This is a genomic window from Polaribacter reichenbachii, assembly GCF_001975665.1.
GTDB classification, from domain to species: Bacteria; Bacteroidota; Bacteroidia; order Flavobacteriales; family Flavobacteriaceae; genus Polaribacter; species Polaribacter reichenbachii.
On sequence record NZ_CP019419.1, the window covers coordinates 2,586,910 to 2,611,715 of the forward strand.

The window sequence follows — 24,806 nt, forward strand, 5'->3', positions numbered from 1 at the left end:
AATACAATTTGAAAATCTAATTATCTAAAAGTCTAACTGTCCTAAAGTCAAATCATCTAACAATCTAAAATTATGTTTTCTACGATATACAAACAAGAACTTAAATACTGGTTTAAAAGTCCCGTTTTTTATATTTTTACTGCAATTTTTTTATTCCTATCTTTTCTTTTATCTGCAACATCTGCAGGTATTTGGGATTCTATTACAGGTACAACTGGTTCGTCTAGAATTGTAAATTCACCAATTAATGTAACAGGTTTATTTGGTGCTTTTACCACTTTAATATTCTTCTTATTTCCATCAATTATTGGAGTTTCTATTTATAGGGATTTTAAAAGTGAAATGCACACCATTTTGTATTCTTATCCTTTTACAAAAGCCAATTATTTGTTTGCGAAGTTTTTAAGCGGAATTACAATTGTGTCTTTAATTGTTTTGGTAATTGCTTTTGGTATGATTATCGGTTTTCGATTTCCTGGAACAAATCCGCAGATTGTGGGTGATTTTAGAATAATGACTTACATACAAGCCTATCTAATTTATGTTTTGCCAAACATTTTATTTTTTGGAGCTGTTGTTTTTGGAGTAGTAACTTTTTCTAGAAATATTGGTGCAGGTTTTATAACTGTTATTATTTTACTGTTTGCACAAGCTGTTGTTGCTAGTATTTTATCTGAACCAGAACAAGCTACTTTGTTAGCGATTTTAGATCCTTTTGGTTCTTCAGCCATAGAATATTATACAAAATATTGGACAGTTTATGAGCAAAATGAAATGCAAGTTCCTGTAAAAGAATTTATTATTTATAATAGATTATTATGGTTGGTTGTGTCTTCTGTAATATTTGGTTTGGTATTTTATTATTTTAAATTTAATCAAAATGCGATTACAATATCCTTTAGAAAAAAGAAATCAGAACGAGTTACTAAAAGAAATTTTAGCGGAATTACACGAATTAATCTGCCAGAAGTAACTCAGAATTTCTCTTTTGTTCAGAATTTAAAAACAATGTGGAGGTTGTCTAACCTCGATTTTAAATTCATTTTTAAAAGTATTCCTTTCTTGTGTATTTTAATTGTTGGAATTTTAATGTTGGTAGGTACTTTATTCAGTTCTAGTGAAATTTTTGGGACTGATACATTGCCTGTTACTTGGCAAATGTTAAGTGGTGGTAATGTGTTTACCTTTTTTGTATTGAATATTTGTACATTTTTATATGCAGGTATTTTGGTGCAAAGAGCAAATACTGCAAAAATTAATCATTTAGTAGATAGTACTCCTGTGCCAAATTGGACACTTTTATTCTCTAAATTAATTGCCATTTTAAAAATGCAAATTGTTTTATTGGCAGTGATTATAGTGTCTGGAGTGTTGTTTCAAACTTACCAAGGTTATTATGATTTTGAAATTGGTCAATATATAAAAGAGCTCTATGGATTAAAATTCTTGAATTATTTAGTTTGGGCTTTATTAGCAATTTTTATACAAACCTTAGTTAAAAATCAATATATAGGCTTTTTTATTCTGTTGATTATTGCAATAGGAACTCCGTTTTTATCATTTATAGGTATTGAGTTAGATATTTTTAAATACAACCAAGGTCCAGGTTTTAGTTATTCTGATATGAATGGTTATGGCTCAAGTTTATCAAGATATTTATGGTATAAAATCTATTGGATTTTAGGTGGTTCTGTACTTGTTATTTTAAGTATTGTAATGTGGGTAAGAGGAATACCAAGTTCATTTTCAGAACGAATTTACTTAGCAAAAGAACGCTTTAAGTTACCATTAAAAATTGCGTTAGGTGTAATTTTAATTTCCTTTTTTACCTTAGGATTTTCAATTTTTCAAGAAACAAAATCAGACAACGAAAACTCATCAACCAAACAAGCAGAATTAGATGCTGTTGAATGGGAAAAAACTTATAAAAAATACGAGGATTATAAACAACCTAGAATTGTTGCTGTTAAAGCTGATGTAGCTATTTATCCGAAGAAAAGAACGTACAAAGCCAAAGCCATTTTTACAATGGTAAATAAAACAGACAAAGCTATTGATAGTATTTTTCTGAATCATAATGCTCTAGAAAATACTTTTGAGTTTAATAAACCAAACAAATTAGTTTTAGAAGACACTGTTTTTAATTTTGATATTTATCAATTGGATAAAAAATTAAATCCTGGAGATTCTTTACAATTAACAGTAAACACAAAAAGTAATGAAAATACAATGTTTCAGCGTAAATCTCCAATCAGAGAAAATGGAACATTTATAAATAATTTTGCTATTTTTCCTTCCTTAGGATATTCTTCTCAAGGAGAATTAAGAGACAATAAAACGCGTAAAAAGTACGATTTACCACCTAATGATTTACAAGCACATCCATCAGATTCTACAGCTTTAGGAGATACATATATTTCTAAAGATTCAGATTGGATCGATTTTGAAGCCACAGTTTCTACTTCTAAAGATCAAATTGCAATTGCTCCTGGATACTTACAAAAAGAATGGATTGAAAATAATCGTAAATACTATCATTATAAAATGGATAGTAAAATTTTAAATTTCTATGCATTTAATTCTGCCAGATACGAAGTAAAAAAAGAAATGTATAAAGGCATTAGTTTAGAGATTTATTATCACAAACCACATACCTATAATCTAGATAGAATGATGAAAGGTTTAAAAGCATCTATAGATTATAACGAAAAATACTTTAGCCCTTATCAGCATAAACAAGCAAGAATTGTCGAGTTTCCAAGAACTGCAGGTACTTTTGCGCAATCTTTTGCAAATACAATTCCGTTTTCTGAAGGTTTTGGTTTTATTGCTGATGTAGATGATGAAAACGATGATGGTGTAGATTATCCTTTTGCAGTTACAGTGCATGAAGTTGCACATCAATGGTGGGCACATCAAGTAATTGGTGCAGATGTTTTGGGTGCTACAATGTTATCAGAAAGTATGTCTGAATATGTTTCTTTAAAAGTTTTAGAACACGAAAATGGTAAAACCAAAATGCGCACCTTTTTAAAAGATGCTTTAGATGGTTATTTAATGCAAAGAACTTTCGAAACCAAAAGAGAAAAACCATTAATGTATAATGATGGGCAAGGTTATATTCACTACCAAAAAGGCTCTATGGTTTTTTATGCTTTAAGCGATTATATAGGAGAAGAAAAATTAAATGGAGCTTTAAAAAAGTATGTGCAAAAAGTGCAATTTCAAGAGCCTCCTTATACAACATCTATTGAAATGTTAGATTATATTAAAAAGGTTACTCCAGATTCTTTACAATATGTAATTAAAGATATGTTCGAAACAATTACGTTGTATAAAAACCGAATTTTAGACGTAAAATCTACAGAACTAGAAAACGGAAAATATCAAGTAGATATTGAGTTTGAAGTTGTAAAATATAGAAATGATGAAAAAGGGAAAAAGTTTTATGGTGAAAAAGTAGGAGATACTTTAACCTACACACCAAAAGACAAAAAGAAGCCAATTTTATCAGTAAAACTAGAAGATTATATAGATATTGGAATTTTTGGAGAAGAAGAAATTGATGGCGTAAATAAAGAAGTAGAACTGTATTTACAGAAACATAAAATAACCCAAATCAATAATAAAATTACAATTATTGTTGATAAAAAACCTGTTGAGGTTGGTGTAGATCCTTATAATAAATTGATTGATACACAGTCTAATGACAATAGACAGAAGTTGTAGTTTTTAAATATTTTGATTAAAATTTAAGTTTTTATCATTTTACTTTTGATTCTAACTCTAGAAGAACAATTTTTAAATATTAAAAGATAAAAAAACAATAAATTACCAAAACGGTAACTTTTTATGTTACTTTTGTATAAAATAATTACAGTGTGAGAATTATTTCAAAACGGACTTTAAGAGATTTCTGGGAAAAGCATTCAGATTCTGAACAGCAATTAAAAGCTTGGTACAGAGAAACTGAAAAAGCAAATTGGGAATCTTTAAACGAATTAAAAAAGGAATATCCAAGTGCTAGTATTTTAAAGGAAAACAGAGTTGTATTTAATATTAAAGGAAACCATTATAGATTAATTGTTAAATTGAATTTAGATTATCAGATTTGTTGGATTAGATTTATTGGAACTCACGCAGATTATGATAAAATAAACGCAAACGAAATTTAAAATGAATATTAAACCTATAAAAAACGAAACGGATTACCAAAATGCTCTTGAGAGACTTGAGGTAATTTTTGACTCAAAAAAAGGGACAAAAAAAGGAGACGAATTAGAAATACTTTCAATTTTAATTGATAAGTATGAAAATGAGACTTCTCCCATAGGTTATCCAGATCCTATTGAAGCCATCAAATTTAGAATGGAGCAAATGGGATTAAAACAAAAAGATTTAGCAGAAGTTGTTGGGTTTAAAAGTAGGGTTAGTGAAATTTTGAACAAAAAAAGAAAATTAACTTTAGAAATGATTAGAAAATTAAGTTTAAAGCTAAACATACCTACAGAAGTTTTAGTGCAAGATTATTAAAACTGATTTACTTTTCTTAATATTCTAATTTTCATAAAATTATTATAATTATTTTAAGATTTTTCATTTAAAGTCTTCGAATTCTTAAATAAAAAATAAAAATGATAAGTTTGTCGCTTTTTTATCAAAAGAAAATAAATAGTATTTTTACATATAATCCAATATTCATATTTCAAATTGAAAAAATCTTTTATAAAAAAACGGTTTAATAAATTATTAAAAGAAAAAGAAGAAAATAGAGTTGTCTGTAATGACGAGGTTTATACAGTTGGTGTAATCACTTCTGATGAAGTTGCAAAATGGTTGAAAATTCAAGATGATATAGAACGAATTTTAGATTTAGGTAATGTAAGAATCTATAATTTTAGACCTTACAGCAAAAAAAATATTCCTTCTTTTAAATTTTTTACAGAAAAAGATTTTAATTGGAAAGGAGAACCAAAAAATAAAACTTTTAAATCTTTTATAGAAGAATCACACGATTTGTTAATTGGGTATTTCAATAAAAATAATTTGTATTTAGAAAATGCAGTTTTGCGTTCTAATGCAAAATTTAAAGTTGGTTTTGCAAATGTAAACGCAAGTTTGTATGATATGGAAATTGTAGAAATACCAACTAATATTGATAGTTTTTTATCAGAATTAAAAAAATATTTAATTGTCTTAAATAAACTCAAAAATTAAACTACAAATTAAAAGTTGTGTTTTCTTTATCAGAAACACTTTTTTCATTACAAATTCAATTTGAAAATTGTAATTTTACCGCTTTAAAAATTTAAGAATGCAAAAATTTATTGGTACAGGTGTTGCTTTAGTCACGCCATTTAATAATGATTTATCTGTAGATGTAGAAGCACTAATAAACTTAGTGAATTTTAATATCGAAAACGGAACTAATTATTTAGTAATCAATGGTACAACAGCAGAAAGTGCAACAATTACCAAAGAAGAAAAACAGCTTATTATCGATGTAATCATAAAAGCTACAAACAAACGTGTACCTTTAGTTTTAGGAGTTGGTGGTAACAATACTTTAGAAGTTGTTAAAGAATTAAAAACTAGAGATTTTACAGGGATTGATGGTATTTTATCAGTAGCACCTTATTACAGTAAACCAACTCAAGAAGGTTTTTATCAGCATTATAAAGCACTAGCAGAAGCAACAGACTTACCTATAATTTTATATAACGTTCCTGGTAGAACTGCTAAAAATATGGAGCCAGCTACAACTTTACGTTTGGCAAAAGACTTTAGCAATATTGTAGCTGTAAAAGAAGCTGGTAATAACCAACAACAATACAATGCATTATTAAAAGACAAACCAGCAGATTTTTTAATTATTTCTGGTGATGATGATTTGGCTTTAGGTGTAACTTTAGCAGGTGGCTCAGGTGTAATTTCTGTAATCGGTCAAGCATATCCAGCAGAATTTTCTAAAATGATTCAATTAGGTTTAGAAGGTAAAAACCAAGAAGCATATAAAATCCATTTTAAAATGATGGATATTATAGATTACATTTTTGAAGAAAATAATCCTGCAGGTATAAAAACGGTTTTACAAGAATTGAATATTTGTAAAAATGATGTGCGTTTGCCACTAGTAAAAGCGAGTGAACAATTACAAACAAAAATAGCAGACTACGTAAAAGCCTTTTAAGTAAACGCTTAATCTTAACAAACTTTTAGTATCAATTTATTAATATTTTAAGTCTTTTTTGCTGATAATTGCAAGACATAATTTATTACAAGAAAAAAAAATTAATTAAAATTATTTTTTCGAGATTTTAAGAAATCTAACTTGTAATAAATTGTAATGTTGAACTGCTTATACTGAACTTGTTTCGGTATTTCAGGAGCAAGAAGAGAAGAATTATTTCATAAAAAATAAATTCTTTTATTATCCATAATTAATTAGTAATTTTGCCGGATGCAAAAATTTAAAAATTTAGCGTATTTAGTAGTGTTTAGTGTAATGTTATTCTCTTGTGGAGAGTATCAAAAAGTACTAAATAAAGGGAGTGTAGAAGACCAGTACAAGATGGCCGTGAAAATGTATGAAACCAAAAAATATGCAAAAGCTTTGCGTTTATTTGAAAAAATAACGCCAGCATATAGAGGTAAACCTCAAATGGAACGTGTACAATATATGGTAGCTCAGTCTAATTTTAACGAAAAAAATTATAGTCTTGCAGGTTATTATTTTGATCGTTTTACAAAAAACTACCCAAAAAGTTCTAAAAATGAAGAAGCTTCTTTCTTATCTGCTTATAGCTATAAGTTAGCATCTCCTGTTTTTAGTAAAGACCCTACAGATACCAATAAAGCATTAGAAGCTTTTCAAAGTTTTATAAATACATATCCTAACTCAGATAAGATTGATGAAGCCAATCAACATTATAAAGATTTAAGATATAAATTACAGAAAAAATATTTCGAAATCGCTAAGACGTATTACACAACAGCAGATTACGATTTTAGAAATTACAAAGCAGCAATTCAGGCTTTTGATAATTTGTTGTCAGATTATTTAGGCTCAGAATTTAAAGAAGAAGCTTTGTACTATAGACTAAAATGTGCGCACGATTTTGTGTTAAAAAGCACAGATAGAAGAAAAGAAAGCAGAATTAAAGATGCTATTGAAGCTTACGAAAAGTTAGAAAGAAATTTTCCTGAATCTCAATTTATGGTAGAATCTAACGAAATGTTAGCGACACTTAAAAAAGAAGAAAAAAGAATTGAAGGCATTGTTGCTCAGATAAAAGAATTACAAAAAGAGAATACCAAAGAGAAATAATATATATTATGGATTATAAAGATACAGAAGCTGCATTAAGTACTATTACTTATAACAAAGACATAATCGAAGCTCCTACTGAAAATATTTATGAGGCAATTTCAATTATTGCTAAAAGAGCAAATCAAATTAATGCTGATTTAAAGAAAGAATTAGTAGATAAATTAGATGAGTTTGCTACTTATAATGATAGTTTAGAAGAAGTTTTTGAAAATAAAGAACAAATTGAAGTTTCTAAATTTTATGAGCGTTTACCAAAACCAACTGCTATTGCTGTTGATGAATGGTTAAAAGGTAAAGTATATCACAGAACTCCAGAAACAGAATAAAAATGTCTGTTTTAAGTGGTAAGAAAATCCTTTTAGGCATTACTGCTGGAATTGCTGCTTATAAAACGGCTTCTTTAGTCCGTTTATTTATAAAATTAGGCGCAGATGTCAAAGTGATAATGACACCTGCGTCTAAAGATTTTATAACACCTCTCACACTTTCTACACTTTCTAAAAATCCTGTTCATTCTACTTTTTATGATAAAGAAGAAGAAAATGAATTATGGAACAATCACGTAGATTTAGGTTTGTGGGCAGACTATTTTTTAATAGCACCTGCAACTGCAAATACAATGTCTAAAATGGCAAATGGTACTTGCGATAATTTATTGTTAGCTACTTATTTATCAGCAAAATGTCCTGTATATTTTGCGCCTGCAATGGATTTGGATATGTACATTCATCCATCAACCAAAAAAAGTTTAGACAAATTAAAAAGTTTTGGTAATATTATAATTCCTGCAACATCTGGAGAACTAGCAAGTGGTTTAGTTGGTGAAGGAAGAATGGCAGAGCCACAAGATATTGTTACTTTTATAGAGAATGATATTTTAGATAAACTACCTTTAAAAGGTAAAAAAGTATTAATTACTGCTGGCCCAACTTATGAGGCTATAGATCCTGTTCGTTTTATTGGGAATCATTCTTCTGGTAAAATGGGATTTGCTATTGCAAAATCTGCTGCAAATTTAGGAGCAGAAGTATTTTTAATTTCAGGTCCAAGTCATCAGCAAGAACAACATTCATCAATAAAAAGAATAGACGTTGTTTCTGCAGAAGATATGTATAAAGCAGCTCATCAATATTTTAATGATGTAGATGTTGCTATTTTATCAGCTGCTGTTGCAGATTACAAACCAAAAAATGTTGCAAATCAGAAAATAAAAAAGAAGGAATCTTCGTTAACCATTGAGTTAGCACCTACAAAAGATATTTTAGCATCTTTGGGTGAAATTAAAAAACATCAGCTTTTAGTTGGTTTTGCATTAGAAACCAATAATGAAATTGAGAACGCAAAAGGCAAATTAAAACGTAAGAATCTAGACTTAATTGTTTTAAATTCTTTGCAAGATAAAGGAGCAGGTTTTGCCACTAACACAAATAAAATTACTATTATTGATAAAAATTTGAATGAAAAACCATTCGAATTAAAGTCGAAAGTAGATGTAGCTGAAGATATAATAAACGAAATTGTCTTAAGAATTAAGAGTTAAAACTCTAAATTAAAGGTTTCTCTAGTTTCTTATATCAAAAAAAATAAAAAAGAACTATTGTATATGATGCGTAAAATTGTTTTTCTTTTTGCTCTTTTCTTCATAACATCAAACATAAATTCTCAAGAATTAAATTGTTTGGTAAACATAAACTACGATCAAATTTCTGGCTCTAACAGACAAGTTTTTGAAACATTACAAAAGTCTTTAATTGAGTTTGTAAATCAAACAAAATGGACAAACAGAATTGTACAAACTGAAGAAAAAGTAGATTGTGCAATGAATATTATAGTTACAGAAAGAAATAACAATAATTACACTGCTACACTCCAAATACAATCTTCAAGACCCGTTTATGGTTCAAGTTATGCAAGTCCTTTATTAAATTTAAAAGACAACGATTTTACGTTTCGGTATAATGAATTTGATCCTTTAATCTATAACAGAAATTCTTTTGATAGCAATTTGGTATCTACCATTGTTTTTTATGTCTATACAATTTTAGGTGTAGATGCGGATTCTTTTTCTAAATACGGTGGTCAAACTGAATTAGAAGAAGCACAAAATGTAATGTTACAAGCACAACAAAGTGGTTTGTCTGCTTGGCAAAATGTTGTGGGTAAGCAAAATCGTTTTTTATTGATTGATAATTTATTAGCACCTAAATTAAAAACTTTTAGAGATGTAATTTACGATTATCACATTAAAGGCTTAGATAATTTTGGTACAAACAAAGAATATGCAAAACAGACCATAGAAGATAGTACTTTTAAAATGGAAAATCTTTACAATAAAACTGTTGGTAATTATTTAATTCGTTTATTTTTTGATGCTAAAGCAGATGAATTAGTAAACATTTATTCTGATGGTCCTAGAACTAGAAATGCTATTAAATTATCGACTGCATTAAAAAGAATTTCTCCTAACAATAATTCTAAGTGGAGAAATATTGAGTAATTTTATTTGTTTATTTCTTGGTATTAAGAATGTGAATTTTATATAAATAGAAAATGCATGCAAGTACACATGGAGCAATAGGTATTGCTATTATAACAGCAACTTATGTAATTACTAAAAGTGAAAAGAAAACTTTTATAATTGGAGGAATTCTAGCCTTTGCTTCTCATTACGTTTTAGATTTCATAGGTGAATCTCCTTATAAAACTATACAAGAAATGCTATTCATTGAAGTTGCTGTTTATTTATGGTCTCTTATATTAATGTTTTTTCTTGGAAAAAAATATCTAAAATTTTCAGTTTTTGCTTTTTTTATGGCCAATCTTATGGATTATATTGATAAGAAAATGTATTTATCTATTTTTTTGCCTAAAGAATATCCTTTTACGTATTATTTTCATTCTAAAAATCAAGTAATATTTCCTATAAGTTATCAAAATACGATTATAGCTGCCATTGTTTCTGTAATACTAATTGGTGTTTGTTTTTTGTGGTTAAAAAATAGTAAAAGGAGACTTTTGCATTAAGTTTTGCTGAGGTTATCTTTAAGAGAGATTAAAATTAGTTATCAACTTGCCTTTTTTTTAATCCTCAAATTCAAAAAAATCTTTTACATCCACTTCTAAAATAGTAGCTATTTTTAACAAGGTATCTACTTTAATATTACTTTTTCCGCTTTCTAAATTATGATAGGCAATTTGGCTTGTGTTTAATCTGCAGCCCATATAATATTGAGAGTATTCTTTTTTTAGACGAGCTAATTTTATTTTCTTTCTAATAGCAATTAATTTTTCTTCCATTTTTTTTTCTAATTTAATAAGATAAACCGAATTGTACAATCCTCATTAATGGTTGATTTTTTTTTCTCCCCATTTATAGGGGGAATTCTCCCTATAAATGGGGAGCTCAAAAACTTATAATTTATAATTTTTTTGATATTGACAAAATAGTTTTTCTGTTTTAAATTTACAGTATCATTGCTATGTTAGACCTTCTTAAATGTTCTGATTGAAACTTTGATTTTCTAAAATATATTATATTTTGAATTGATTTTATAATTATTTTAAAGAGTGAATTTTATTTCACTCTTTTTTTGTTTACCAAATAACTAAAATTTGTAATGAATAAATATTTCACCTTACTTCTAATCTTATTTATAAGTTTAGGTATTGCATCTCAAACTACTAAAAAAAACTTTGTGGTGAAGTCAAATACACTCAAGTAACACATTTTTCGAGAGATTTTCTTTTAACTTTTAATGAAAAAGTTTCTCTTTATAAAGAAATAAATATTGGTAAGAAAAATAAAAAAATAAAGAACACAAATAATGATAATGGATTGCAGAAAAACATTGATATTCAGAGAATCAATGTAGCATAGAAACAACTACAAGCAATTCCGTAACAAATAATCAAAGTTTTTTAGATTTATCATTTCTTTTTAATGATAAGTTAGATTTTGAATTGAAATCAGAAAGTTATTATTTCGATAATTTGGAATCAGAAAACTCATATTATTTTCTAGATTTTGATTTACGATATAAGCTAATAAATTATAAAATAACTTTGGGTTTAACAGGGAAAAACATTTTTAATACTAAGAAATTTAGAAACTATTCAATTAGCGATATTGATGCTACAACAACTGAATATAGATTATTGCCAAGGCTTATTTTGTTAAAAATGGAGTTTAGGTTTTAACTTTTCTTTACTTTTAAAATTGAATAGATATTACTTCTTTTAATCAATTAACCATTTTTTTTGATGAAGAAAACAAATACTATATATTTGTAAAGTAAATACTTTATAAATATGAATAATTTAGAGATTATACATAATTACGATACAGTAATTTCTCAATTAATAGAAGATATAAAAAAAAGCGATTTTAAAACTGCATATTTTTTAAAGCTATTAAATTTAAAAGACAGCTTCTTCTACAAAAAAATGCGTGAAAAACGTTTTACCAACGAAGAAGTTAAATTGATTTCAAAACATTTATATCCAGAACAATATCAAGAGTATAAAGATGCTGTAATTGGTAAGTTATTAGAAAAATCTAAAGCTCAATTAAAAGATGGTTTAGGAGTAAATTTTGAAATAATTTTAGAAAAATCTAAAGAGAAATATGGAGTATAATATTATTGCATCTCCTTTAGCAAATAGCACATATTTACAAAATATAGATTATTTAGAAATGCATTGGTCAGAAAAAGAGGTAATTAATTTTATAACTAAAGTTTCTGATATCATTATCATTTTAAAATTAAGTCCAGAAACTTTTAAAAAATGGGAAAAAGATAAAACAATACATAAGGTAGAAGTTCTAAAACAAATTACTTTATATTACCAAATAGCTACTAAGGATGTAGAGTTATTACTCTTTTTTAATAACCTACAAGACCCAAATAAGCTAAACGAATTTTTACAGTGATTATTAAAAAAAACTAGTTTAGTATTCTTTAAAATTTCACTAATTTTATTGTTTAAAATTAAGAGAACTTGCTCACACAACTTTCAATAAATAACTACGCTTTAATCAATCAATTATCTATTGATTTTTCTTCTGGTTTATCTATAATTACTGGTGAAACTGGTGCAGGTAAATCCATTTTGTTGGGGGCTTTAGGTTTGGTTTTGGGGAATAGAGTAGATTTATCTTCTTTAAAAGACACTTCTAAAAAGTGTGTTGTAGAGGCCAGATTAGATATTGCTAATTATAATTTAAATGATTTTTTTAACGAAGTTGATTTAGATTACGAATCAGAAACCATAATAAGAAGAGAAATTTTACCATCAGGTAAATCTCGTGCTTTTGTAAACGATACACCTGTTCGTTTATCGGTTTTAAACGAATTAAGAACAAAGTTGATAGATGTGCATTCGCAACATCAAACATTGCAATTATCAGATAATAGTTTTCAGTTTTCTATTTTAGATGCTTTAGCAAAAAATAAAGAGAAAATTGCTTCTTACAAAAGAGGATATGCTAAGTTGAATCAGCTTAAAAAAGAATTACAAGAATTAGAAGCTGTTCAAAAAGAAGCAAATCAGCAATACGAATACAATTTGCATTTGTTTAATGAATTAGAAGAAGCTAATTTAAAAGTTGATGAACAAGAAGAATTAGAAGAAAAACTAGAGAAATTAAATAATATAGAAGATATAAAACTTAATTTATCAGAAGCTTTAGAAATTTCGGTAAATGAGGAAATTGGTATCCAAAACTTGTTAAATACGCTAGAAAATCGATTGTTAAAAATTGCATCTTTTTCTAAAGATTATCAAGAATTGTCAGAAAGAGTAACATCAGTAAAAATAGAAATTGATGATGTTGTTACAGAATTAGAAAATGCTAATGAAAACGTCGATTTTAATCCGAATGAAATCGAAGAATTAAACGATCGTTTGCAACTGATTTATAATTTGCAGAAAAAGCATACAGTTTCTACAAATCAAGAATTAATAAAAGTTTTAGAAGATTTATCAGAAAAAGTAAGTCAAGTAGAAAATGCAGAAGAAACCATCAATAATAAACAAAAAGAAATTGATGATGTTGCAGGTAAATTAGACAAACTAGCAGGTTTAATTACAAAAAGTAGAGTAGCTTCAATACCTAAATTAACTAAAGAATTACAATTTTTATTATCAGAATTAGGTATGGAAAACGCAAGATTTTCTATCAAAATAAAACCAACTAAAAGTTATTTTTCTAACGGAAAAGACGAATTAGAATTTTTATTTTCTGCCAATAAAGGTGGTAGTTTTGGCGAATTGAAAAAAGTAGCTTCAGGTGGTGAGTTATCAAGAATAATGCTCTCTGTAAAGAAAGTTTTATCAGAAAACACACAATTACCAACCATTATTTTCGATGAAATTGATACAGGAGTTTCTGGTGAAGTTTCTAACAAAATTGCAGCAATAATGCAGCAAATGGGTAAACACATGCAAGTAATTGCCATAACACATTTACCACAAATTGCATCAAAAGGACAAAGCCATTATAAGGTATTTAAAAAAGAAGTAAAAGGTGTTACTACAACCAATTTAAAGCAATTAACTACAGAAGAAAGAATTAAAGAAATTGCAGAAATGTTAAGTGGTAAAGATATTTCAGATTCTGCTTTAACACACGCAAAAGAACTATTAAGTCTATAAACGTATAAAGATTTTAATGTATTTTTAGTTAAATAAAAGCTTGTATTAAATATATTTGCAAGCTGTTTAATTTGGTAAACTAGAATTTAGATTCTTACTTACAAACAAAACCAACAACAATAATTAATAAAGAATAACAAGTATTATGTACAATTTATTAAAAGGTAAAAAAGGAATTATTTTCGGAGCTTTAAACGAGCAATCTATTGCTTGGAAAGTAGCAGAAAGAGCACACGAAGAAGGCGCAGAATTTGTATTAACAAATGCACCAATTGCTTTAAGAATGGGGCAATTAAATGCATTAGCAGAAAAAACTGGTTCGCAAGTTATTGCTGCAGATGCAACTTCTTTAGAAGATATTACTGCTTTAGTAGAGCAATCTATGGAGATTTTAGGTGGTAAAATCGACTTCGTTTTACACTCAATTGGTATGTCTGTAAACGTTAGAAAAAAAATACATTATACAGACTCTAATTACGATTTTACAGCAAAAGGTTGGGACATTTCTGCACTTTCTTTTCATAAAGTAATGAATGTTTTATACAACAAAAAGGCAATGTCTGAATGGGGTTCTATAGTAGCGTTAACATATATGGCTGCACAAAGAGTTTTTCCAGATTATAATGATATGGCAGACAACAAAGCCTATTTAGAGAGTATTGCACGTAGTTTTGGCTACTTTTTTGGTAGAGATCACAAGGTTCGTGTAAATACAATTTCTCAATCGCCAACACCAACTACAGCAGGTAGTGGAGTAAAAGGTTTTGATGGTTTTATAGAATACGCAGAAAAAATGAGTCCTTTAGGTAATGCATCTGCTCTAGAATGTGCAGATTATACCATTTCTATGTTCTCAGATTTAACTAAAAAAGTAACAATGCAGAACTTATTTCACGATGGTGGATTCTCAAATATGGGAGTAAGCGATCCTGTTATGGAAAAGTTTGAGTAGGTTTTTTAGAAGCTATTTCCAGCTTTACGCTATATCTTTTTTTGAAAAAACAAAAAAAGGATGCCACTTCAATCTGGGCTAAACTTGTTTGCCTACTTTTAGAATTTATAAAGGCTAAATACTTTTCATAAAAAATTAAAAATGCAAATCAATTTCGGTTTGCATTTTTTACTTTTGAACACTGAACACTGAACACTGAACACTGAACACTGAACACTGAACACTGAACACTGAACACTGAACACTGAACACTGAACACTGAACACTGAACACTTGAAACTAAACTTCTCTTTAATAATTCCGGTTTACAATCGTCCAAAAGAAATAGACGAGTTATTGAGTAGTTTATCCAAACAAACTTTTTCAGAAGCTTTTGAGGTTTTAATAATAGAAGATGGTTCATCAGAAAAAAGTGTTCTTATAGTAGAAAAGTATCAATCTCAATTAAATTTAAAATACTTTTTTAAAGAAAACACTGGAGCAGGAGCAAGCCGTAATTTCGGAATGCAAATAGCTTCTGGGAATTATTTTATTGTATTAGATTCAGATGTAATTGTTCCAGAACAATATTTATCAGAAGTGTCAAAAACGTTAGAAGCTAATTATACAGATGCTTTTGGTGGTCCAGATGCTGCTCATAAAAACTTTACAGTTTTACAAAAAGCCATTAATTATTCAATGACATCAGTTTTAACTACTGGCGGAATTCGTGGTAAGAAAAAAGCTGTGGGTAAATTCCAACTAAGGAGTTTTAATTTTGGTATATCTAAAACAGCTTTTCATAAGACACAAGGCTTTTCTAAAATGAAGAACGGAGAAGATATCGATTTAACCTTTAGACTTTGGGAAAATAATTTTGAAACCCAATTAATTGATACAGCTTTTGTCTATCATAAAAGAAGAAGTACTATCAAGCAATTTTATAAACAAACCTTTGGTTTTGGAACAGCAAGACCAATTTTAAATCGGAAATATCCAAATACAGGAAAAATCACCTATTGGTTTCCAAGCGTATTTATTGTTGGTTTAACAATCAGTATTCTATTAGCAATTTGGGGTTATTTAACTTTGTTTAGTTGTTATTACTTATATTTCTTAGCTTTATTTTTCGATTCTTTCATCAAAAATGGATTACGAGTAGGTTTTTTAAGTATCATAACCTCACTAACTCAGTTTTTAGGTTATGGTTTAGGCTTTTTAAAAAGTCAGTTTTTTAGAAAAAAATAAAGCTCCCAACTTCTTGAGAGCTTTAAATTATTATATAGCCTAGATTTATTTTTCAGGATTTAGAATTCCTAAAATATAACCATCAGTTAAATATTTCTTAGCAACCATTTGAATGTCTTCCTTGGTTAATGCATTAACTCTTTCTTCAAAAGAAGTGGCATCAGAAGCATCATTCTTCATATAATCTATGTTTTTAATAAAGTTTAACCAATATCTATTTCTTTTGATACTTTCTTTATAATCTAAAATTTGTGCTTTTTTAGTTTTCATTAAATCTTCTTCAGTTGGGCCATTTTTAGCCATATCTTCTACTTGGGCAAGAGCAATGTTCTTTAATTTATCTACATTTTCTGGAGCACAAGGAAAAGAAATAGAGAAATTATATCTACCATAAGGCATCTTAGAAATATTACCACTAGTTCTAGAAGAATATACACCACCTTCTTCTTCACGTAATTTTTCGGTTAATTTTATACCAACAATTTCTCCTAAACTTTTAAAAGCTAAAGCTTCTTTTTTGTTATAGGTTGTTTCTCCTTGATAAGTTATTCTTACACTACTTTTAGGGTCTTTTCCTTTTTCAACTATTTTAGTATGAGAACCTTTTAAAGGTCTAAATTCATCTACTTTATAAGTTTCTTTAGAATCTTTACCAGGTAAACTAGCAATATATTTCATAGTTAATTCAGCTAATTTTCTTTCATCAATATTACCAACAAAATAGAAATTGAAATCTCCAGCATCAGCAAAACGCTCATTATATTTAGCATAAGCTAAATCATAATCTGCGGCATCATATTTTTCTTCAGAAGGAAAACCTGTATATCTTGAGTTACCTTCGTTCATAAAGTCTGACATTTCTTTTTGGAAAAAGAAATTAGGACTTGCTAATAAATTACCTAAAAAGCTTTTATTCTTATTAATAGAAGATTTAAATGCTTTATCATCTTTATTTAAAGAAGTAAAGTATAAGTGAACTAATTGAAAAAGTTCTTCTAAATTTTTAGGTGAAGCAGAACCATTAAATCCTTCGCTTAAACCACTAATATAAGGTCTAACATTAGCAATTTTACCAGACATCATTTTTCTTAAATCTGACTTTGAATAACCATTTACACCAGCATCAGTTAAGGCAGCATTTGCAAAAGATGTTGCTTTTAATTCCTCATCAGAATATAAAGAAGTTCCTCCATAACTATAAGCAGTAAATAAAATTTCATCGTTTTTAAAATCAGTTTTTTTGTAAGTAACCTTTGCCCCATTTTCTAAAACAAATGTTTTTGTACCTAATTCATCGTTTTTAGTTGCTCCTACAATTTTACCCATTGTTGGTGCATCAGTAATTAAAGAGGCAGCAACTTCTTTATCTTCATAAGGTTTTAATTCTTTAGTTTTTACATTGTTTAAAGCATCTAAAACTTGTTGCTCAGTTACAACTTGTTTAGGACCAGTAATAATGATTACTCTATTATCATCGTGAATAAAATTTTTGATAACCTCATTAATTTCTTCTAGTTGTATTGTAGGTAATAATTTTTTGTTCATATTAAAAGTCCAAGCGATACCTGGAATAGGGCTTTTATCTAAAAAATGATTTACATAAGCGCCTGCAATTCTCCCAGACTCATTTTTATCTCGATCATTATAAGATTTCTCTAAACGAGATAAAACATTTTTTTTAGCTCTTTCTAATTCACCTGTAGTAAATCCGAAACGTTTTGCACGTTCACTTTCTTCTAATAGCGCTTCAAGACCTTTTAATTGACCATCAGCACTTGTGTTTGCTACAGATTGATATGCTTCTCTATTTCTTGCATAAGTACCTCCATGATAGCTAAACCCAAAGATAAAAGGTGGGTTTTCTCCATTTCTTAATTCATCCAAACGATTATTTAACATCTGAGAAAATAAAGATTCTACTATCGATTTTCTAAAAGCTACTACAGTTTCTGTTGGTTTGGTATCTTCATAATCTTTATACATTAATTGAACTCTAGAAAAAGGAGATTCTTTATCAGATTCGATAGATATAAATGTTTCTTCATGATTTTTTATTGAGAAAGATTCTCTTTTTCTTGGGTTTTTAGATGCAGGTATATCGTTAAAATATTTTTTAATTTTATTTTCTAATTCAGCAACATCTACATCACCAACAGCAATAACAGCCATTAAATCTGGTCTGTACCAATCTTTTTGAAAACGTCTAATGCTTTCGTAAGAAAAGTTTTTAATACTTTCTTCTGTTCCAATTGGTAATCTATCAGCATATTTAGAACCGTACATTAATTTAGGCAAATATTTTTCCATCATTCTGCTATCTGCACCACGTCTAGATCTGTATTCTTCTAAAACTACACCACGCTCATCATCAATATCTTTGTCTTCTAACAAAGCGCTACCAGCCCAATCTCTAATTATTTGAAAGCCTTTGTCGAGTTTGGCTTCATCATCACTAGGTATTGGTAAAATGTAAACAGTTTGGTCAAAACCTGTATAAGCATTTAAATCAGCTCCAAATTTTACACCAATAGATTGTAAATAATCAACTAATTCATTTTTTTTGAAGTTTTTAGTTCCGTTAAAGTTCATGTGCTCCATAAAATGAGCTACTCCTAATTGGTCTTCGTCTTCTAAAATAGAACCAGCATTAATTGCCAAACGAAGTTCTACTTTGTTAGCAGGTTTACCATTGTTTTTAATGTAATAGGTTAAGCCGTTAGAAAGTTTACCAATTTTTACACTTTCATCAATTGGTATTTTTTTGTCCATCATCTTTTGTGCATAAAAAGATGTCGTAAAAACGGATAGAAATAAAATAAATAGTACTCTTTTCATAGAATTTTGTGGGTTTTAAGTTAAAATTAGTCACTAATATAGTTACTAAAAATTAATTAAACTAAGTTTTTAGTTCAAAATTAAGAGAATAATATTTTATTTATCTTTATCTTAACTTTTGATTAGCATTTAGAATCAAAATCCATTAGATATTAGAAAATGAAAAGAAGAAATTTTATAAAAAAAGCATCAGCAACTGGTTTAGGTTTGGTTGCAATGTCATCGTCATTTATCAGCAAAGGAAATTCAAAAGAAGATAAGAAAGTTATTTTATCAAATTCAGTTTTAATAAAACCATTAGTTATTGCTACTTGGAGAACTCCTTTGGCTGTAAATACTGCTGCTGCACTTTTAGAAAAAGGTAGTTCTGCTTTAGATGCTGTAGAGCAAGGTTGTAGAATTGAAGAAGCTAACGAAAAAAATCAAACAGTTGGTAAAGGAGGTTTGCCTGATAGAGATGGAAATGTAACCTTAGATGCTTGTATTATGGATGATAAAGGAAATTACGGATCTGTTTTGGGAGTAAAAAATATAAAACACGTTATTTCTGTAGCAAGAAAAGTTATGGAAGATACGCCACATGTTATGTTAGTGGGTGATGGGGCAGAACAATTTGCAGTTAGTAAAGGTTTTAAAAGAGAAAATTTATTGACAGAATCTTCTAAAAAAGCTTGGGAAAAATGGAAGGTTAAATCTAAATACAAACCGATTATCAATATAGAGAATCACGATACAATTGGTATGTTAGCTATTGATAAAAAAGGAAATATTTCTGGAGCTTGTACCACAAGTGGATTGGCTTATAAAATGGCTGGTAGAGTAGGAGACTCTCCTATTATTGGAGGTGGACTTTTTGTTGATAATGAAATTGGAGGAGCTGCTGCAACTGGTTTAGGAGAAGAAGTTTTAAAAACTGTAGGTAGTTTTTTAATTGTTGAATTAATGCGTCAAGGAAAATCGCCACAAGAAGCTTGTGAAGAAGCTATTGCTAGAATTGTTAGTAAACCTAATAGTAACTATAAAAATTTTCAAGTAGGTTATATCGCTGTTAATAAACAAGGAGAAACTGGTGCTTATGCTATTCACGAGTGGTTTAGTTATAATGTCTATCAAAATAAAGAGAATAAAAATATAAAGTCTGATTTTTATAATAAAGGATAATCAGCAGCTTTCAAATAATTTGTCTTTCCTGTATAAGTAGGAAACTCTAAACTATTTAATTTAGGACTCAATAAAATGAAGTTTAGAAGTCTAATTAAATATTGAGGATTCTAAGAAATAGAAATTAATTTCTATAAATAGATAAAAAAACAAAACCCAAAACTAAATCAGTTTTGGGTTTTTAATTATCTAAGGCATTGCCTTTTATTTTTTTTGTTTTGCTTGCTGTTCTTGAGCTTGCTTCATAGCATCATCTATACGTTGTCTGAATTTACTTTTCTTTTTTTCAGGACGTTTTTTGTTTTCTTCTATTTGTGCATGAATTTTATCTTCATCAATCACATAATTCTTAATTACCAACATAATTGTAATAGTTAATAAGTTAGAAATAAAGTAATATAAACTTAATGAACTCGCATAATTGTTAAAGAAAAACAACATCATTATAGGAGAGAAGTAAATCATATACTTCATCATCTTACTCATATCTGGCATACCTTCTTGAGTAGGCGCTTGCATATTTGCTTGCTGACTTTGGTTCATTTTCATATAAAAGAAAATAGCAACAGAAGCCAAAATTGGGAATAAACTTACGTGATCTCCATAAAAAGGAATAGAGAAAGGAAGTTTAAAAATAATATCATAAGAAGATAAATCTGGTGCCCATAAAAAGCTTTCTTGTCTTAAAGCTAAGTTTGTAGGGAAAAATTTAAATAAAGCAAAGAATACTGGCATTTGTAATAATGCTGGTATACAACCAGAAAGCATATTAACACCTGCCTTACGCTGAATTGCCATTGTTTCTTGCTGACGCTTCATTGCGTTTTCTTTCCCTGGATATTTTTCGTTCAAGGCAGTTAATTCAGGACGAATTACCTTCATTTTTGCACTTGATAAATATGATTTATAAACTAGAGGAGACATTATAATTCTAACAACTATCGTCATTAAAATGATAATTAATCCGTAGTTTGATAAAAAGCCTTGTAAGAAATTAAATACAGGATAAAAAACTGTTCTGTTTAAGAAACCAAATATTCCCCAACCTAAATCTGCAGTTTCATCTAAATCTGTACCTTCATAAGATTTTAATAAATTATAATCACTTGGTCCGTAAAACCATTTCATATTATAATTCAACTCTCCACCAGCTAAAGCCAATGGTGTTTTTAATGCAAAACTTTTAGTAAAAACAGTATCAATTTCTTCATTTTCTACTAAGTCTTTAGAAGTTACAGTTGCATTTTCAAAAGGAGTATCTGTTAATAAATTCGACGTAAAAAAGTGTTGTTTATAAGCAACCCAATCTACATCATTAATAACTTCAGTATTACCAGCACTTACATAATCCACATCTTCTTCAGATTTATAATATAAATTAGAATACATTGTATTCTCGGTTTTTATACTTTTTTCGTGTCTATATCCTTTTAAAGACCAATCTAAATTTATAGGATTAGAAGAATTAATTACTGAACTTAAACCTTGAGAACGAATAGAAAAATTAACCATATATTTTTTAGGTTTAATTTCATATCTATACTCTAAAAACTGAGAATCAGAAACTTTAAGTTTCATAGATAAAACTGAATTCTCTCCGTTTTTAGTTAAAGTTGGTTCAAAAAATAAATCTTTTGTATTTAAAATTCTGTTGTCTGTTGTTCCAAAATTGATGTTAAATGATGAGTTATTATCATTTATCATATATAAAGGAAGCGAATCGTGTGTTTTATAGTTCTTGATTAAGGCTTTTACAATCTGTCCACCTTTATTATCAATCGTTAATTTTACAAGATTATTTTGAATTTCTGTTGTACCTTCTGTACCATTAATTGCGCTTTGTGCAAAAGCACCTAGTTTATTAGTTAAGGCAACTTGTTTTAGAGAATCGTTAGCAAAACTTGGTGTTGCAGTTTTGGTAGTTGTTGGTATGTTAACCGTAGTTTCTTCTACATCTGGTGTAGATTTTTGCTCAATATCTTCTGGTTTGTTGGTGTTTAAATACCAAAGCATTATTGCACCAAGAAGAATCATTCCTATAAAAGAATTATAATCGAATTTTTTTTGTTCCATATGTAAATTAATGTCAATTTGTCATTAGCTCAAGAAATAATCCTGAGAAAATCGCGACAAATGTAGTTAAAAAGCAGAATTTAGGTTTATTTTTATGCTTTAAATTATATACTTTTTAATAGTTCAATTAGTATTCCGAAATTATAATTTAGATTGTTTTAAAGCAGCTTTAATAAAATCTACAAATAAAGGATGAGGTTTTAGAACCGTACTTTTATATTCTGGATGATATTGAACACCAACAAACCAAGGATGATTGATAACTTCAACAACTTCTACTAAACCTGTTTTCGGGTTAATACCAGTTGCTTTCATTCCTTTTAATTCAATTTGGTCTTTATAATTGTTATTAAATTCATAACGATGTCTGTGACGTTCACTAATTTTTTCTGATTGATAAGCATTATAAGCCTTAGAACCTTCTAAAAGATTACAATCCCAAGCACCTAAACGCATTGTACCACCTTTTTCAGTTACATCTTCTTGACTTTCCATTAAATTAATAACAGGGTTTTTACAATTCTTTTTCATTTCTGTAGAAAAAGCATCAACTAAACCTAGAACATTTTTAGAAAACTCAATTACTGCCATTTGCATACCTAAACAAATTCCGAAAAAAGGAATATTATTTTCTCTTGCATATTGCACAGCTTTAATTTTACCATCAATTCCACGATCTCCAAAACCAGGAGCAACTAAAATACCATTTACACCTTGTAAAAGTTCTTCATAATTTTCTATAGTTAAACTTTCTGAGTGAATCCAACGTACATTTACTTTTGTTTCGTTAGATGAACCTGCATGAATAAAGGCTTCTGTAATTGATTTATAAGAATCTTGTAACTCTATATATTTACCAATTAAAGCAATTTCTACTTCAGATTTAGGGTTTTTATGTTTTTGTATAAAATTATTCCAAGTTTTTAATTTTGGTTCTTGTTTAGACTCTAAATGTAATTTCTTTAAAACTACAGTATCTAAACCTTCTTCTAACATTAAGTTAGGTACATCGTAAATTGTTTCTGCATCTATAGATTGTATAACATCTTCTTTTTTAACATTACAGAATAATGCTAATTTTCTTTTGATGTCATCAGATATTTGATGTTCTGTTCTACACACTAAAATATCTGGGCTAACACCACTTTGCATTAACATTTTTACAGAGTGTTGTGTAGGTTTTGTTTTTAACTCACCAGCTGCAGCAAGATAGGGCACTAAAGTTAAGTGAATAACTATGGCATTTTCTTCTCCTTTTTCCCATAACATTTGTCTTACAGATTCAACATAAGGTAAAGATTCAATATCACCAACGGTTCCACCAATTTCTGTAATTACAATATCATAATCACCAGTTTCTCCTAAAAGTTGAATTCGGTGTTTGATTTCATCAGTAATATGAGGAATAACTTGTACCGTTTTTCCTAAAAAGTCTCCTTTTCTTTCTTTGTTGATAACAGATTGATAAATTCTACCAGTTGTTACATTATTTGCCTGACTTGTAGGTATGTTTAGGTATCGCTCGTAATGACCAAGATCTAAATCTGTTTCGGCCCCATCATCAGTAACATAACATTCTCCATGTTCGTACGGATTTAGAGTTCCTGGGTCTATATTAATATATGGGTCTAATTTTTGAATTGTTACAGAAAAGCCTCTTTCTTGTAATAATTTAGCTAATGAAGCTGCAATAATTCCTTTTCCTAGTGAAGATGTTACGCCTCCTGTTACAAAAACGTATTTAGTATTGTGCATGGTTACTTTAGGTTTGCGCAAAAGTAGTAACTCTCAATTTTATCACAAATAAAAATGAAGAAAAGATTTTACTAATTTTAAAATTGATTAATATTGATAAAAATAGCTTGGTATAATTTTTGCGAATTTTAAGTAAAAAATGTATTATGAAATTAAGATTATGTTATCTGTTGTTTTTTGTTTTTACCTCTTGTTCAGTTTTATTTCCTGATGGTGTTTCTTATCAAATGCCAGATTACAGCTTTAGTTATTTAACATTTAATAAAAGGCTAGATTATAATGGCAAAAAATATTTATTAAATAGCACACAGTTTGGAGAATCTAATTTTAATAATGCTAGCTACTTAGAAGAGGTAGTACAGTTTTTTAAAAAGCAACTAAGAGATAATGTTAAATTAAAAAATGATTTTAGAAATAGTGAAAATAAAATACTGATACCTTTTATTATAGACTATGATGTTTCTAAAGAAAACATTCAGTTTCTTAAAGAAAGTACAAACATAGATTATATTATACTAAGTAAAGTACTATATTTAGAAGATATAGAAAATAAGTCATTAAGTAATGTTCATAAAAAGAAGATGTATTTTTCTAAGGAAGGCGCTGTTTCTTTTATAAAAATTATTGATGTTAATAATGGAAAGATCCTTTTAGAAATGACCTGTACAGGTAAAATCTCTAAATCTGAGGATAAAGATATGCAAACAGGAGAGAATTTAAATAGATTAAATCTTTATAAAGGCTCTTATGCTTTGGGAGAAAAAACCATGAAAAAGCTATTGAAAAAGATAAAATAAAAATATTTTAATTTTTTTTCAA

General features: G+C 28.2%; 22 protein-coding genes. 18 read left to right on the top strand and 4 right to left on the bottom strand.

The features are described 5' to 3' along the window. The first annotated feature begins 72 nt into the window (after window positions 1-72). From BW723_RS10810 to BW723_RS10855, 10 genes are all read left to right on the top strand, one after another. On the top strand, window positions 73-3,729 hold the full coding sequence (locus BW723_RS10810; protein ID WP_068365036.1) for an ABC transporter permease/M1 family aminopeptidase: 3,657 nt from the start codon (window positions 73-75) through the stop codon (window positions 3,727-3,729). Between the two features lie 152 nt (window positions 3,730-3,881). Further along, window positions 3,882-4,175 (top strand): type II toxin-antitoxin system HigB family toxin, encoded by a 294-nt coding sequence (locus BW723_RS10815; RefSeq protein WP_068365033.1) that lies wholly within the window; start codon window positions 3,882-3,884, stop codon window positions 4,173-4,175. 1 nt (window position 4,176) lies between these two features. After that, complete coding sequence (locus BW723_RS10820) at window positions 4,177-4,533, top strand: helix-turn-helix domain-containing protein (protein ID WP_068365030.1); 357 nt, start codon at window positions 4,177-4,179, stop codon at window positions 4,531-4,533. A 177-nt stretch (window positions 4,534-4,710) separates the two neighbouring features. Continuing rightward, window positions 4,711-5,217: a DUF6913 domain-containing protein gene (locus BW723_RS10825; RefSeq protein WP_226789182.1), complete on the top strand. Its 507-nt coding sequence runs from the start codon at window positions 4,711-4,713 to the stop codon at window positions 5,215-5,217. A 97-nt stretch (window positions 5,218-5,314) separates the two neighbouring features. Further along, window positions 5,315-6,190 carry a 4-hydroxy-tetrahydrodipicolinate synthase gene (gene dapA, locus BW723_RS10830; protein WP_068365025.1) on the top strand — a complete coding sequence of 292 codons (876 nt, stop codon included), beginning with the start codon at window positions 5,315-5,317 and terminating at the stop codon, window positions 6,188-6,190. Window positions 6,191-6,460: 270 nt separating this feature from the next. Then, complete coding sequence (locus tag BW723_RS10835; protein WP_068365023.1) at window positions 6,461-7,327, top strand: outer membrane protein assembly factor BamD; 867 nt, start codon at window positions 6,461-6,463, stop codon at window positions 7,325-7,327. Between the two features lie 8 nt (window positions 7,328-7,335). Beyond that, a complete protein-coding gene (locus BW723_RS10840) occupies window positions 7,336-7,656 on the top strand; it encodes a DNA-directed RNA polymerase subunit omega (RefSeq protein ID WP_068365019.1) in 321 nt (106 codons plus the stop codon). A 2-nt stretch (window positions 7,657-7,658) separates the two neighbouring features. Beyond that, window positions 7,659-8,870: a bifunctional phosphopantothenoylcysteine decarboxylase/phosphopantothenate--cysteine ligase CoaBC gene (gene coaBC, locus BW723_RS10845; protein WP_068365017.1), complete on the top strand. Its 1,212-nt coding sequence runs from the start codon at window positions 7,659-7,661 to the stop codon at window positions 8,868-8,870. Between the two features lie 63 nt (window positions 8,871-8,933). Beyond that, complete coding sequence (gene porD, locus BW723_RS10850; RefSeq protein WP_226789183.1) at window positions 8,934-9,827, top strand: type IX secretion system protein PorD; 894 nt, start codon at window positions 8,934-8,936, stop codon at window positions 9,825-9,827. A 53-nt stretch (window positions 9,828-9,880) separates the two neighbouring features. Further along, on the top strand, window positions 9,881-10,354 hold the full coding sequence (locus tag BW723_RS10855) for a hypothetical protein (protein WP_068365014.1): 474 nt from the start codon (window positions 9,881-9,883) through the stop codon (window positions 10,352-10,354). A gap of 57 nt (window positions 10,355-10,411) precedes the next feature. Here BW723_RS10855 and BW723_RS10860 read toward each other — a convergent pair whose 3' ends face one another. Then, the gene (locus BW723_RS10860; RefSeq protein WP_068365006.1) at window positions 10,412-10,627 is read right to left on the bottom strand and encodes a helix-turn-helix domain-containing protein; all 216 of its coding nucleotides are present in this window, start codon (window positions 10,625-10,627) and stop codon (window positions 10,412-10,414) included. 576 nt (window positions 10,628-11,203) lie between these two features. Between BW723_RS10860 and BW723_RS10865 the strand changes: the two genes are divergently transcribed. The 6 genes from BW723_RS10865 to BW723_RS10890 all read left to right on the top strand — a co-directional run bounded on the left by BW723_RS10865 (window position 11,204) and on the right by BW723_RS10890 (window position 16,163). Then, a complete protein-coding gene (locus tag BW723_RS10865; protein ID WP_139059150.1) occupies window positions 11,204-11,527 on the top strand; it encodes an outer membrane beta-barrel protein in 324 nt (107 codons plus the stop codon). Window positions 11,528-11,638: 111 nt separating this feature from the next. Next, on the top strand, window positions 11,639-11,965 hold the full coding sequence (locus tag BW723_RS10870) for a hypothetical protein (RefSeq protein ID WP_068365005.1): 327 nt from the start codon (window positions 11,639-11,641) through the stop codon (window positions 11,963-11,965). Next, window positions 11,955-12,260, top strand: coding sequence for a hypothetical protein (locus BW723_RS10875; RefSeq protein ID WP_068365004.1), 306 nt, complete (start codon window positions 11,955-11,957; stop codon window positions 12,258-12,260). The genes BW723_RS10870 and BW723_RS10875 overlap by 11 nt, the downstream gene beginning before the upstream one ends. 68 nt (window positions 12,261-12,328) lie before the next feature. Then, window positions 12,329-13,984: a DNA repair protein RecN gene (recN, locus tag BW723_RS10880; protein WP_068365001.1), complete on the top strand. Its 1,656-nt coding sequence runs from the start codon at window positions 12,329-12,331 to the stop codon at window positions 13,982-13,984. A 145-nt stretch (window positions 13,985-14,129) separates the two neighbouring features. Then, window positions 14,130-14,936, top strand: a complete 807-nt coding sequence (locus BW723_RS10885; protein ID WP_068364998.1) for an enoyl-ACP reductase FabI — start codon at window positions 14,130-14,132, stop codon at window positions 14,934-14,936. Between the two features lie 273 nt (window positions 14,937-15,209). Beyond that, entirely contained in the window at window positions 15,210-16,163 is a 954-nt protein-coding gene (locus tag BW723_RS10890; RefSeq protein WP_068364995.1) for a glycosyltransferase family 2 protein, read from the top strand. A gap of 45 nt (window positions 16,164-16,208) precedes the next feature. Here BW723_RS10890 and BW723_RS10895 read toward each other — a convergent pair whose 3' ends face one another. Next, window positions 16,209-18,998 carry a M16 family metallopeptidase gene (locus tag BW723_RS10895; RefSeq protein ID WP_068364992.1) on the bottom strand — a complete coding sequence of 930 codons (2,790 nt, stop codon included), beginning with the start codon at window positions 18,996-18,998 and terminating at the stop codon, window positions 16,209-16,211. Window positions 18,999-19,157: 159 nt separating this feature from the next. Here BW723_RS10895 and BW723_RS10900 point away from each other — a divergent pair, with 159 nt between their 5' ends. Continuing rightward, window positions 19,158-20,159, top strand: coding sequence for a glycosylasparaginase (locus BW723_RS10900; protein ID WP_068364989.1), 1,002 nt, complete (start codon window positions 19,158-19,160; stop codon window positions 20,157-20,159). Between the two features lie 204 nt (window positions 20,160-20,363). Here BW723_RS10900 and yidC read toward each other — a convergent pair whose 3' ends face one another. Continuing rightward, window positions 20,364-22,232 carry a membrane protein insertase YidC gene (gene yidC, locus BW723_RS10905; protein WP_068364986.1) on the bottom strand — a complete coding sequence of 623 codons (1,869 nt, stop codon included), beginning with the start codon at window positions 22,230-22,232 and terminating at the stop codon, window positions 20,364-20,366. Between the two features lie 141 nt (window positions 22,233-22,373). Further along, complete coding sequence (locus BW723_RS10910) at window positions 22,374-23,987, bottom strand: CTP synthase (protein WP_068364983.1); 1,614 nt, start codon at window positions 23,985-23,987, stop codon at window positions 22,374-22,376. Window positions 23,988-24,133: 146 nt separating this feature from the next. Here BW723_RS10910 and BW723_RS10915 point away from each other — a divergent pair, with 146 nt between their 5' ends. Continuing rightward, complete coding sequence (locus BW723_RS10915; protein ID WP_068364980.1) at window positions 24,134-24,784, top strand: hypothetical protein; 651 nt, start codon at window positions 24,134-24,136, stop codon at window positions 24,782-24,784. The last annotated feature ends 22 nt before the right edge of the window (window positions 24,785-24,806 follow it).

Bases quoted from the DNA above. Each gene is read 5' to 3' on its own strand.
- BW723_RS10885 (WP_068364998.1), top strand. From the start codon at position 14,130: ATGTACAATTTATTAAAAGGTAAAAAAGGAATTATTTTCGGAGCTTTA.
- BW723_RS10900 (WP_068364989.1), top strand. From the start codon at position 19,158: ATGAAAAGAAGAAATTTTATAAAAAAAGCATCAGCAACTGGTTTAGGT.
- BW723_RS10910 (WP_068364983.1), bottom strand. From the start codon at position 23,987: ATGCACAATACTAAATACGTTTTTGTAACAGGAGGCGTAACATCTTCA.
- yidC (WP_068364986.1), bottom strand. From the start codon at position 22,232: ATGGAACAAAAAAAATTCGATTATAATTCTTTTATAGGAATGATTCTT.
- porD (WP_226789183.1), top strand. From the start codon at position 8,934: ATGATGCGTAAAATTGTTTTTCTTTTTGCTCTTTTCTTCATAACATCA.
- BW723_RS10895 (WP_068364992.1), bottom strand. From the start codon at position 18,998: ATGAAAAGAGTACTATTTATTTTATTTCTATCCGTTTTTACGACATCT.
- BW723_RS10875 (WP_068365004.1), top strand. From the start codon at position 11,955: ATGGAGTATAATATTATTGCATCTCCTTTAGCAAATAGCACATATTTA.
- BW723_RS10820 (WP_068365030.1), top strand. From the start codon at position 4,177: ATGAATATTAAACCTATAAAAAACGAAACGGATTACCAAAATGCTCTT.
- BW723_RS10835 (WP_068365023.1), top strand. From the start codon at position 6,461: ATGCAAAAATTTAAAAATTTAGCGTATTTAGTAGTGTTTAGTGTAATG.
- BW723_RS10870 (WP_068365005.1), top strand. From the start codon at position 11,639: ATGAATAATTTAGAGATTATACATAATTACGATACAGTAATTTCTCAA.
- BW723_RS10860 (WP_068365006.1), bottom strand. From the start codon at position 10,627: ATGGAAGAAAAATTAATTGCTATTAGAAAGAAAATAAAATTAGCTCGT.
- BW723_RS10855 (WP_068365014.1), top strand. From the start codon at position 9,881: ATGCATGCAAGTACACATGGAGCAATAGGTATTGCTATTATAACAGCA.
- dapA (WP_068365025.1), top strand. From the start codon at position 5,315: ATGCAAAAATTTATTGGTACAGGTGTTGCTTTAGTCACGCCATTTAAT.
- BW723_RS10915 (WP_068364980.1), top strand. From the start codon at position 24,134: ATGAAATTAAGATTATGTTATCTGTTGTTTTTTGTTTTTACCTCTTGT.
- BW723_RS10840 (WP_068365019.1), top strand. From the start codon at position 7,336: ATGGATTATAAAGATACAGAAGCTGCATTAAGTACTATTACTTATAAC.
- BW723_RS10810 (WP_068365036.1), top strand. From the start codon at position 73: ATGTTTTCTACGATATACAAACAAGAACTTAAATACTGGTTTAAAAGT.
- coaBC (WP_068365017.1), top strand. From the start codon at position 7,659: ATGTCTGTTTTAAGTGGTAAGAAAATCCTTTTAGGCATTACTGCTGGA.